The sequence below is a fragment of the Betaproteobacteria bacterium genome, from assembly GCA_016791345.1.
In the GTDB taxonomy this organism is placed as follows: Bacteria; Pseudomonadota; Gammaproteobacteria; order Burkholderiales; family JAEUMW01; genus JAEUMW01.
Map to the genome: position 1 here is coordinate 1 of JAEUMW010000226.1, position 10594 is coordinate 10594.

Below are 10594 nucleotides of genomic sequence, written 5' to 3' on the forward strand. Positions count from 1 at the left end.
CAGGCCGGGAACGGCGATCTGTTGAGCCGGAACAGCTCGAATGTGGTGGGCGTGTACTACGCGCTCACCAAGAGCCTGAACCTCGTCGGCGAGTGGATCCGCACCGAGTCCAAGGCGCAGAACTCCACCAGCTACAACGACAACGGCTTCGCGCTGGGGGCGATCCTCTTCTTCTGATCGCAGGACCAAAGCAGGCAGAAAGTCTCTGCTCGAACGGCGCCGCACGCGGCGCCGTTTTTTTTGTTGCATCCCGCGACACCTGAGAAGTTTTGAAGCAGATGCCAGTCGCCCGGTTTCCCGGCTCGTCGTCGATGCGCGCGCATCCGGGTTGCGGAAAGCCTTGCTGCGCGGGCGAAAGCGGGCTCGACTGACGATCACCCGGCATGCAACCTGAATTGGGCACGGCAAGTGCAGACAGAGGGGCCAATCAATCGACACAACCTCTGGAGACAACCTTGGCACCTTTCATTCGCATTGCACGCTGCACTGCCGTCGCCGGCATGCTCACCCTCGCGGCCACGGTCGCACTTGCCCACGGAGACGTCACTCCGCAGGCCGTCGATACGAAGGGCCTCAAGCCCATCGGCGACAAATGGGTGGAAGTGAATCCGTACCGCGGCAACAAGCTCGCGGTAGAGATCGGCAGCTCGGCCTACAATCAGAACTGTGCGCGCTGCCATGGTATAGAGGCGGTGTCGGGCGGCATCGCGCCGGACCTGCGCTATCTGCCCGAGGGCAAGGAGGGCGACGAGATATACGTGATGCGCGTGCGCAACGGCGCGGTTCGTGACGGTCGCGTCTACATGCCGAAATTCGAAGGCGTGCTGTCGCAGGAGGCGTTGTGGACGATTCGCGCTTATCTCGACACCGTGCAGCAGAAATAAACGTCCAGTGATGAACGTCCAGTGCCCCGATCGCCGTGCCCTCGTGCACGGCTTTTTCTTATGGTGTGGCGCGCTAGCCATGATGCTCGTGGCGTCGATGGCCGCGATGGCGGCGCCTCAGGTCGCCGCGGACGGACTGCAACAGCTGCAGCAGCCCGGGCGTATTCGCGTGGCGGTGTACAAGGACTTCCCGCCTTACTCCGACAACGGCGAAGGCATCGACGTCGACATCGCACGGGCACTGGCCGAGCGCCTCGGGGTCGCGCTCGATCTCATGTGGGTACAGGCCTCCGACGAGAGCATGGACGACGACCTCAGGAACGCGGTCTGGAAAGGCCACTACCTCGGCGGTGGCACGGCCGATGTGATGCTGCATGTGCCCGTCGATCCGCATTTCGCCGCGCGCAACGACAAGGTGAAGATCACCGGTGCGTATCACCGCGAAAGCCTGCAGGTCGCGCACGACACCAGGCAGTTGCCAGAGCTCACGAGCGTCGACGATCTGGTCGGCAAGCCGATCGGCGTCGAGACGGCCACCGCGCAGGATTCGTTTCTGCTCGGCACAGCGGGGGGGCGGCTGCAGCCGAACGTCGTGCACTTTCGCGGCGCACCGGACGCGATGGCGGCGTTGCGCCGCGGCGAAGTGGTTGCGGTGATGGCCCAGCGGGCAGAGCTGGAGGACGGTCTCAAGGGGACCGACCGCGAGGTCTTCGTGATCAGCAGCATCCCCACGCCGGGCTTGACACAGCGCGGCTGGATCGTCGGCGTTGCGCTGAAAGCGGAGAACGCGGCGCTCGCCGCACGGGTGGAGCAGGCGCTGACCGCCATGCTCGAGGACGGAACGATCGCGGCGATCTTCAAACGCCACGGCGTCTCGCATTTCCGTCCGTAGGACACGGCCGTTCCGGAACTATTTCGGCCCGTTTGCATCCATAATCGCGGCAGCGCGCCCTGCTGCCGCTTCGTCTCCTCCGGAAACCTTCCATGATCAAGCACATCTGGCTGCGTGTCGTCTGTTTGTCCCTGCTGTGCATCGTTTCCGTGGCTGGCGCAGCGCCGTTCGCGTACGTGCCGAACGAGAAATCCGGCACGGTGTCGGTCATCGACACCGCCACCGACAAGGTCGTGGGTGAGATGCCCGCCGGGAAGAAACCGCGTGGTCTCGCGGTCAGCAAGGACGGCAAGGAGCTTTACGTCAGCGATCAGCCGGACAACATGCTGGTGGTGCTCGATCTCGAAAAGCGCACGCCGGTAGGCAAGATCGAGCTCGGCGAGTCGCCGGAAGGAGTCAGCATCTCGGCGGACGGGAAGTGGATCATCGCTGCGAGCGAGATCAGCAACGCCGTTTCCTTCATCGACCCCGGCACCCGGAAGAAGGTGTTCAGCGTGAAGACCCAGGGCAAGAATCCCGAGCACGCGGTGTTCAGTCCCGACGGCAAATGGGTGTACGTGAGCGCGGAGGAGGCCGATTCGGTCGACATCATCGACGTCGAGAAGCGCGCCGAAGTCAAGGCGGTGAAGGTCGGCGACCGGCCACGCGGCATCGGCTTCCTGCCGGACGGAACACGTGCGTATGTCGCCGCGGAGCTCGCGAGCCAGGTGTATGTCATCGACACCGCAACGCAGGATGTGGTCGCGAAGATCAAACCCGGGAACTACTCCAACGGCGTCGCGGTGCGACCCGATGGCAAGCGCGTCTTCATCTCCAACGGCAAGGACGGCACGGTGTCGGTAATCGATACCGCGACCAACCAGATCGTGGCGACCGTGCCGGTCGGCAAACGCCCGTGGAACATGGCCATCACGCCGGACGGCAAGAAGCTCTACGTGGCGAACGGAAAGTCGAACACGGTTTCCGTCATCGACACCGAGACCTATCAGGTGCTGAGTGAAATCCCCGTCGGCGATACGCCCTGGGGTGTCGTCATCCGCTGATGGGCAAGCGCGCGCCCGTGCAGTGCTGGCAATGAGTGCGGCCGATCGCGGTCGCTACGGCGGCGTCGCGGTGTTCCTGCACTGGCTGATCGCCATTCTGGTGTTCGTGCTCATCGGTCTCGGCTGGTACATGGTCGATATTCCGAGAAACACGCCCGAACGCGCCTACTTCTTCAACCTGCACAAGTCGATCGGTCTCACCACGTTCGTCGTCATCGCGCTGCGGGTCGCGTGGCGGTTGACGCACGTGCCGCCGCAGCTGCCGTCATCGCTCAAGCAGTGGGAGGCGGTCCTGGCGGCCTGGACGCACAAGCTGCTCTACGCTTGTCTTCTCGTGATGCCGGTCTCGGGCTATGTCGCCTCCAACTTCACGAAGTTCGGCGTGAAGTACTTCGGCATCGAACTGCCGCCGTGGGGCCCGGAGAACAAGGTCTTGTACGGCATCTTCAACGCGACCCACGTCGTTACCTCCTATGTGTTCGTTGCGCTGATCGTGCTGCATGTCGCCGCCGCGTTCAAGCACCTCCTCATAGACCGCGACGACGTCTTCCGCCGGATGCTCCCCGGGCGCGGCTGACGCGTCTTCAGGCGCCGTGGCGGAACGCCACGACGTGGTCGGCCTCGATGCGGATGCCGATCTTCTCTCCGATCGCGTGATTGTGGTGGCTGGGGACGAGTGACAGGGCGCGGCCGCCGCTCGGCAGCCGGATCGTGTACAGGATCTCCGCGCCGCGAAACGCCTTCTGCAGGACTTCCGCCCGCATTCCGCTGGCATCGTCGTGCACGATGTCGTCAGGCCGCAGCAGAACGTCGACCGAGCAGCCGTTGTGACAGGTCTCGCAACCGACCGCGCATTCCGGTGGTACCGTCCCGGTCAGCACACCGAGTTCGATCTCCACCTGATTCGCGTTCAGAACACGCCCCGGCACCAGCACCCCTTCACCGATGAAGTCGGCGACGAATCGGCTCGCCGGTTTGTGGTAAAGGTTGTAGGGCGAGTCCCACTGCACGATCACGCCATCCTGCATGATGCCGACATCGTCGGCGAGAGCGAACGCCTCGTGCTGATCGTGAGTGACGAGAATTGCCGTTGCATCCTGCGCCTTGAGGATCTCGCGCACTTCCTGGCTGACGCGCTCGCGCAGGTCGACGTCGAGATTCGAGAACGGCTCGTCCATGAGCAGGAGATCCGGCTTCGGCGCCAGCGCACGGGCGATCGCCACCCGCTGCTGCTGACCTCCGGAAAGCTCATGCGGGTACTTCCCGGTCGCGCCATCGAGGCCGACCGTGGAGAGGAGTTCCGCCACGCGCGCGGGGCGCTCCGCGCGCGTGATGCCGCGCAGACCGAAGCCGATATTGTCCCCCACCGTGAGGTGTGGGAAGAGTGCGTAATCCTGGAACACCATGCCGATGCGACGCCGCTCGGGGGCGAGGGTGAAACCGACACGGCTCACGATATCGCCGTTGAGTCGGATCTCGCCGTCGTCGACCGGCTCGAAGCCGGCGATGCAGCGCAGCGCAGTGGTCTTGCCGCAGCCACTCGGGCCAAGCAGACAGGCGATGTCGCCGCGGCGAAGCGTAATCGAGAAGTCCCGGAGCACGGGCGAAGCGCCATAGGCGTGATCGACTTCACGGACTTCGAGCACGGATTTCATGAGCAAATTATAACCGGTCAAGAGAGAATCATTCTCAATGTGCGATTGCGGATTGTTACAATCGGTTGATCCGTTTTAGCCGGTGCACAACTTGATGAGCGCAATCTCCTCGCTGTGCCGCGCACCGGCCTGGCGTGCGTGGCGACCCGCTGCGCTCGGCGCTCTCGGTTGGTGTGCGGTCGCGCTCGCTGCATTGCTGGCGGTCCCGGTCATCTTCGTCGCGGGCAACGTTTTCGTCCCGAGCGGCGGTGCCTGGGAACACCTGGCGGAGACGGTCCTCGCGGACTACGTGCACAACACGGTATGGCTTGCGTTGGGCGTCGGTGCAGGCGTCGTCGTCGTCGGTGTCGGGACCGCATGGCTCGTGACGATGTGCAGTTTCCCGGGCAGCCGAACGCTCGACTGGGCGCTCATCCTGCCGCTCGCCGTACCGGCTTACGTCATGGCATACGCCTACACGGACTTTCTCCAGTTCAGCGGGCCGCTGCAGACGTGGCTGCGCGAGATCACCGGCTGGCGCGTGCGTGACTACTGGTTTCCCGATATCCGCTCGCTCGGCGGCGCGATCACGGTGATGATCTTCGTGCTCTATCCCTATGTGTACCTGCTCGCGCGCACGGCATTTCTCGAGCAGTCGGTGGGCGTGCTGGAAGTCGGACGCACGCTGGGTTACGGCGCATGGGGCAGCTTCGTACGGATTGCATTGCCGCTGGCGCGGCCGGCGATTGCTGCGGGGACGTCGCTCGCGCTCATGGAAACGCTGGCCGACTTCGGGACAGTTTCGTACTTCGCCGTGCAGACGTTCACGACCGGCATCTACCGCGCGTGGTTCTCGATGGGCGACCCCGTCGCCGCCGCGCAGTTGTCGGCCGTGCTGTTGGCCTTCGTCGCCTGCGTGCTGCTCGCCGAGCGGCTGACGCGCGGCCGCGCGCGCTACCACAATCCGGCGCCGCGCAGGCGTCTGCCGGAGTTTCGCCTGCACGGCTGGCGCGCGGTCGCGGCGTGTGCCGCGTGTTGCACGCCGCTCGTTCTCGGCTTCGTCCTCCCCGCGCTGATTCTGCTGCGCATGACGTTGAGCCAGGGCGACGAGCAGTTTGGACCGCGGTTTCTGATGCTTGCGCGAAACAGCGTCTCGCTCGCGGTCATCAGCGCACTGCTCGCCATCGTGCTGGCGCTGGTGATGGCGTATGCCGCGCGGCTGCGGCCGGGACCGGTGACGTGGTCGGCGAACCGCCTGGCCGGGCTCGGTTATGCAATTCCCGGGACGGTGATCGCGGTCGGCATTCTGATTCCGGTCGCGCGTTTCGATCACGCGCTCGATGCGTTCGTGTCGTCCGCTTTTGGCTTTTCGACCGGTTTGCTGCTCACCGGTGGCGTCGTGGCGCTGGTCTACGCATATCTGGTGCGGTTTTTCTCCGTGGCACTGCAGACGGTTGAGGCAGGGCTCACCCGTATCACGCCGAGCATGGAATGCGCCGCCCGCAGCCTCGGTTGCTCGCCCGCGGGTGTGCTCGCGCGCGTGCATGCGCCGCTGCTGAGCGGCAGTCTGCTGACGGCGGCGCTGATGGTGCTCGTGGACGTGATGAAGGAATTGCCGGCGACCTTTGCCATGCGGCCCTTCAACTTCGACACGCTGGCGGTGCAGGCCTATAACCTGGCGGCAGACGAGCGCCTGGCCGAGGCCGCGACTGCGTCGCTTGCTATCGTCGTCGTGGGACTGCTGCCAGTCTTCATCCTGTCGCGATCGATCGCGAGATCACGAGCGCGCCTCTGAGCATGCACACGCTGCGCAGTGGAACGACTACTTCCAGCCGGCGCGATCGGCGACCTTTTGCGCCGTCGGCTGATTCTTGCCCAGTTCGCCGACGTTGAGCGCATCGGCCTTGAACGTGCCAAGCGATTCGAGCTCCGGATTGTTGACCTTTACGCCGGCGACCACCGGCCATTCGTTGTTCCCGTTCGCGAAGTACTGCTGTGCCTGGTCCGAGGCCAGATACTCCAGGAACTTGATGGCGTTCTCTTTGTGCGGGGCGTACTTGAGCACGCCACCGCCCGAGATGTTCATGTGCACCCCGGGTCCCTTCTGGTCGGGCCAGAGGACGCCGAGCTTCTCCGCGACGGCGCGGTCCTCCGGCTTGGGCGACTTCAGCAGCCGCACGAAGTAATACGTGTTGCTGATCGCGATGTCGCACTCACCTGCCGCCACGGCCTTGAGCTGATCGGTATCGCCACCCTTGGGCTCGCGCGCGAGGTTGCCGGCAACACCTTTTGCCCACTGTTCGGCCTTCTGCTCGCCGTCGTGCGCGATCACCGAGCTGATGAGCGACAGCATGTAGACGTGTCCCGATGAGCGCGCGCAGATGCGGCCCTTCCACCTGGGGTCGGCCAGATCGGTGTAGCTCTTGATCTCGCCTGGCTTCACGTTCGTCTTGTTGTAGACGACGATGCGCGCCCGTGCCGAGAAGCCGTACCAGGTGCCGTCGGGAGCGCGGTAGGCCGCGGGGATGCGGCTCTCCAGAACCTTCGAGTGGATGGGCTGGAACAGCCCCGCCTGATCCGCCCGCCAGAGACGGCCGGCATCGACGGTGATGAAGACGTCCGCCGGGCTCTTGTCGCCCTCGTTCTTGATGCGCTCCATCAGCGGATCTTCCGCGCCCTCGATGCGATTGATCTTGATTCCGGTCTGCTTTTCGAAGTTGCTGTAGAGCGCCTCGTCTGTCTGATAGTGCCGGGCGGTGTAGAGATTGAGCTGATTCTCCTCTGCGGCGTGCGCGGCAGACAGGGCGAGCAGGGTGGCTGCGGCGACGAACGGCGCCAGCGTCTTGTGGGGAGTCATCCGGATCCTCCTTTTCGATGGACGCCCCGTCTGCGTTGACCGGGCGCGGGAGTTGCGATTGGCTAGCCGATCCTAACTAGAAGCATTCGCGTTTGCAAGAAATGAGAATTCCTCGCAATAACCTTGACGTCCACCAATGCGAATCATTATCATTTGTTCTGTCTGCTGCTGCGAAGGACTTCGATGAACGCACTACTTGTTGGCGCCGACCGTCTCGGGAACATTCCCGATGTGCTGGGGGGCTTCGGCATCCGCATTCTGGAACACGTGTCGGGACGCCAGGCGGCGCACCAGCGGCGGGGCTCGGCGATCGGCAGCAACACGCAGCTCGTCATCCTCTTCACTGACTTTCTCGGACACAACGTCATGAAGAGCTTTCGCGGCCTGGCCCAGGCAGAGGGCGTTCCGGTGATTGCGTGCCGGCGCTCGGCGAGTTGTCTCGCCGTCTGCCTTGACCGCTTCTTCTCGCAGCCGGAGTGCGAAGAGCGCTGTGCTGCGTGCCCCAAGGCCAACAAACGCACTTCGAACTAGATCGAGGTCTGCTATGTACGTCTGCCTGTGCAACGGTGTCACCGATCATCACATCGCAACGGCGGTGGCAGACGGCGCCTCGTCGCTGTGCGATCTCAAGGCGCGCCTCGGCATCGCATCCTGCTGTGGTCGCTGTGCGGAGTGCGCCGAGTTCGTCCTCGACGAGCAACTCGCATCGTCCAACTCCGCGTGTTCCGCACAGCTCGCCTGAGCGGATTGCTCCTGACTCGGTTCACACGCAGCGCACACGCTGCGGAGTAGAATTTGCCGTGCGTTCCGCCTTCGGTCGCACTGATTCTATTTCTCATTCGTCAGGAGCAACCCATGCAAGGCGACATCAAGGTCATCGAGCACCTGAACAAGGTGCTGCGTAATGAGCTCACCGCCATCAACCAGTACTTCCTGCATGCCCGCATGTTCCGCAATTGGGGACTGAAGAAGCTCGACGAATTCGAGTATCACGAGTCGGTCGACGAGATGAAGCACGCCGACAGACTCATCAATCGCATCCTGTTCCTGGAAGGTTTGCCGAATCTTCAGGATCTCGACAAACTCATGATCGGCGAGAACGTCGAGGAGTGCCTGCGCTGCGATCTGCAGTTGGAACTGCGCAGCTATCCCGATCTCAAGGCGGCAATCGCCTACTGTGAGTCCTGTACGGACTACGTCTCGCGGGAACTCTTCGAAGACATTCTGGAAAGTGAAGAGGAGCACATCGACTTTCTCGAGACACAACTCGAGCTGATCGGCAAAGTCGGCATCCAGAATTATCTGCAGTCGCAGATGGGCGATTTGCCGAGTTGACCGTTTCACGTCGCAACGCGGCGGGCGCCCGAGAAGCGGCGCGCCCAGTAACCGCCCTGCGTCGAGACGATCTCCACACGGCCGCCGCTGCTCGGCGCATGCACGAAGCGGCGGTCACCGATATAGATGCCGACATGGCTGAACGCCCGGCCCAGGGTGTTATAGAAAACGAGATCGCCCGCCTGCATCTCATCCGCATCCACTGGCCAGCCGGCACGTTCCATTTCGAGCGTGGTTCTCGGCAGCGCCAGACCCGCGGCCTGTCGGTAGACGTACCAGACGAGTCCGCTGCAATCGAATCCCGAGTCGGGCGAAGCGCCACCGTTGCGGTACGGCACGCCGACCAGCGTCACGGCGAGGACGGCCGCGTCGCGGGCGATCTCAGGCGGGATTGGAGTGGCAGGGCGGTCACGGCCAGGCGGCCCAATCGCGGTGGGCGCCGCACACCCCGCCGCCAGCGCGGCGAGCGCAAGTAGTGCTTCTCTTCGACCAACCCGCATGCGGCAACTCTAGATCACGGACGGACTGCCAGTAAAGCACGCGCGGCCACGGGCAACGGGCATGTAGTGAGTATCTCTGGCGCCCGACGGCCAAGCATATAATCTGCCGCACCCGGCGGCCACGCACCCTGCGCAGACCGCCACTTCCAAGCCAGCCGGAGGAGCGTCGATGCGGCAACTGCAGCCCCTGTCACCCGAACCCCAGCCGTCCCGCGCAAGTGCCGAACGGCAGATCTTCGGTTTCGACGCCTTCACGCCGAAGGAGATCGCGCAGCGCGTCGAGAAGAACGGCGTCATCAAGGCGCGTCTTCCGTTCCTGCCGATGGCGATGCTGGGCATCGTCGCAGGCGGTTTTATCGGCCTCGGCGCCATGTACTACACCCTGGTGATCAGTGATGCCGAACTCGGCTTCGCGGCGAGCCGGGTGCTCGGCGGGGTTGCGTTCACGCTCGGCCTCATCCTGGTCGTGATGGCGGGTGCGGAGCTCTTCACCGGCAACAACTTCCTCGTGATGGCATGGGCGGAAGGTCAGATCACCACGTCCGAGGTCGTGCGCAACTGGCTCGTGGTGTACTTCACGAATGCCTTCGGGGCGATTGCGCTTGCGATCGTGATCTTCCTGTCCCACTACCCCGACATGAACGACGGCAATGTCGGGCGCGCGGCGATACGGCTCGCCGCGTACAAGGCGAGCCTGCCGTTCTGGACCGCCTTCTTCAAGGGCGTGCTCTGCAACATGCTGGTGTGCCTGGGGCTGTGGGTTGCCATGGCAGGGCGTTCGGTGACCGACAAGATTCTCGCCATGATCTTCCCGATATCGGCCTTCGTCGCATGCGGTTACGAGCACTGCATCGCCAACCTCTACATCATTCCTCTCGGCATTCTTCTTGCCAACTTCGGCGCACTGCCGCCGGGCATCGACGTTTCCTCTCTGGGGGTGGCAGGTTTGCTGAGCAATCTCGTTCCCGTGACACTTGGGAACATCGTTGGCGGGAGCGTGCTGGTGGGGCTCGTCTACTACGCAATCTATCGCAAGGGTCTCCGATCCTGAATCGTCACTGAAGGAATGAGCTGGGCATGAACTGGATTCGATTGCCGGGAGCAGTGTGCATTGCAATGGTCGGATTGTCGGCGGCGATTGCGATGGCGCAGCAGAGCGTGCTGGAGGTGATTACGCTCAGGTATCGGACAGCGGATCAGGTGATACCGCTCCTGGAGCCTTTCGTGGATCGCGATGGCTCCATCAATGGCATGCAGAACCAGCTCATCATTCGCACCTCGCCGGCGAACCTTGCCGAGATCCGCAAGATCCTCGATCAGGTCGACGCACGACCGCGACAACTCCTGATCACGGTGCGGCAGGATGTCGATCTCGCTACCGCGCAGCGCGAGGCGGAAGTCTCCGGCCGTGTTTCCGTGGGCAACGGCGCGAGCGTCAACGTGCCGGGC

The 10594-nt window shown here is 63.6% G+C and carries 14 protein-coding genes; 11 read left to right on the forward strand and 3 right to left on the reverse strand.

Annotation, left to right across the window (positions count from 1 at the left end; genetic code table 11):
• Positions 1 to 21: 21 nt before the first annotated feature.
• The 5 genes from JNK68_08730 to JNK68_08750 all read left to right on the forward strand — a co-directional run bounded on the left by JNK68_08730 (position 22) and on the right by JNK68_08750 (position 3396).
• On the forward strand, positions 22 to 177 hold the full coding sequence (locus tag JNK68_08730; protein ID MBL8540443.1) for a hypothetical protein: 156 nt from the start codon (positions 22 to 24) through the stop codon (positions 175 to 177).
• Between the two features lie 296 nt (positions 178 to 473).
• Complete coding sequence (pedF, locus tag JNK68_08735) at positions 474 to 884, forward strand: cytochrome c-550 PedF (GenBank protein MBL8540444.1); 411 nt, start codon at positions 474 to 476, stop codon at positions 882 to 884.
• 79 nt (positions 885 to 963) lie between these two features.
• Positions 964 to 1776, forward strand: a complete 813-nt coding sequence (locus tag JNK68_08740) for a transporter substrate-binding domain-containing protein (protein MBL8540445.1) — start codon at positions 964 to 966, stop codon at positions 1774 to 1776.
• Between the two features lie 92 nt (positions 1777 to 1868).
• Positions 1869 to 2819: a beta-propeller fold lactonase family protein gene (locus tag JNK68_08745; GenBank protein ID MBL8540446.1), complete on the forward strand. Its 951-nt coding sequence runs from the start codon at positions 1869 to 1871 to the stop codon at positions 2817 to 2819.
• A gap of 31 nt (positions 2820 to 2850) precedes the next feature.
• On the forward strand, positions 2851 to 3396 hold the full coding sequence (locus tag JNK68_08750) for a cytochrome b (protein MBL8540447.1): 546 nt from the start codon (positions 2851 to 2853) through the stop codon (positions 3394 to 3396).
• Positions 3397 to 3403: 7 nt separating this feature from the next.
• Here JNK68_08750 and JNK68_08755 read toward each other — a convergent pair whose 3' ends face one another.
• Positions 3404 to 4474 (reverse strand): ABC transporter ATP-binding protein, encoded by a 1071-nt coding sequence (locus JNK68_08755; GenBank protein MBL8540448.1) that lies wholly within the window; start codon positions 4472 to 4474, stop codon positions 3404 to 3406.
• Between the two features lie 94 nt (positions 4475 to 4568).
• Here JNK68_08755 and JNK68_08760 point away from each other — a divergent pair, with 94 nt between their 5' ends.
• Entirely contained in the window at positions 4569 to 6248 is a 1680-nt protein-coding gene (locus tag JNK68_08760) for an iron ABC transporter permease (GenBank protein MBL8540449.1), read from the forward strand.
• 27 nt (positions 6249 to 6275) lie between these two features.
• Here JNK68_08760 and JNK68_08765 read toward each other — a convergent pair whose 3' ends face one another.
• Complete coding sequence (locus JNK68_08765; GenBank protein ID MBL8540450.1) at positions 6276 to 7310, reverse strand: Fe(3+) ABC transporter substrate-binding protein; 1035 nt, start codon at positions 7308 to 7310, stop codon at positions 6276 to 6278.
• A 183-nt stretch (positions 7311 to 7493) separates the two neighbouring features.
• On the opposite strand from JNK68_08765, the gene JNK68_08770 reads away from it, so the two are divergent.
• From JNK68_08770 to bfr, 3 genes are all read left to right on the forward strand, one after another.
• Positions 7494 to 7841, forward strand: coding sequence for a DUF2325 domain-containing protein (locus JNK68_08770; protein ID MBL8540451.1), 348 nt, complete (start codon positions 7494 to 7496; stop codon positions 7839 to 7841).
• Positions 7842 to 7854: 13 nt separating this feature from the next.
• Positions 7855 to 8052 (forward strand): (2Fe-2S)-binding protein, encoded by a 198-nt coding sequence (locus JNK68_08775; GenBank protein MBL8540452.1) that lies wholly within the window; start codon positions 7855 to 7857, stop codon positions 8050 to 8052.
• Between the two features lie 113 nt (positions 8053 to 8165).
• Positions 8166 to 8645, forward strand: a complete 480-nt coding sequence (bfr, locus tag JNK68_08780; protein MBL8540453.1) for a bacterioferritin — start codon at positions 8166 to 8168, stop codon at positions 8643 to 8645.
• A 5-nt stretch (positions 8646 to 8650) separates the two neighbouring features.
• Here the strand turns inward: bfr and JNK68_08785 are convergent, their stop codons facing one another.
• On the reverse strand, positions 8651 to 9145 hold the full coding sequence (locus tag JNK68_08785; GenBank protein MBL8540454.1) for a C40 family peptidase: 495 nt from the start codon (positions 9143 to 9145) through the stop codon (positions 8651 to 8653).
• Between the two features lie 169 nt (positions 9146 to 9314).
• Here JNK68_08785 and JNK68_08790 point away from each other — a divergent pair, with 169 nt between their 5' ends.
• Together JNK68_08790 and JNK68_08795 are read left to right on the forward strand one after the other, a co-directional pair.
• Positions 9315 to 10196, forward strand: coding sequence for a formate/nitrite transporter family protein (locus tag JNK68_08790; protein MBL8540455.1), 882 nt, complete (start codon positions 9315 to 9317; stop codon positions 10194 to 10196).
• Between the two features lie 26 nt (positions 10197 to 10222).
• The coding region (locus tag JNK68_08795) for a hypothetical protein (protein MBL8540456.1) at positions 10223 to 10594 on the forward strand (372 nt) is incomplete at its 3' end.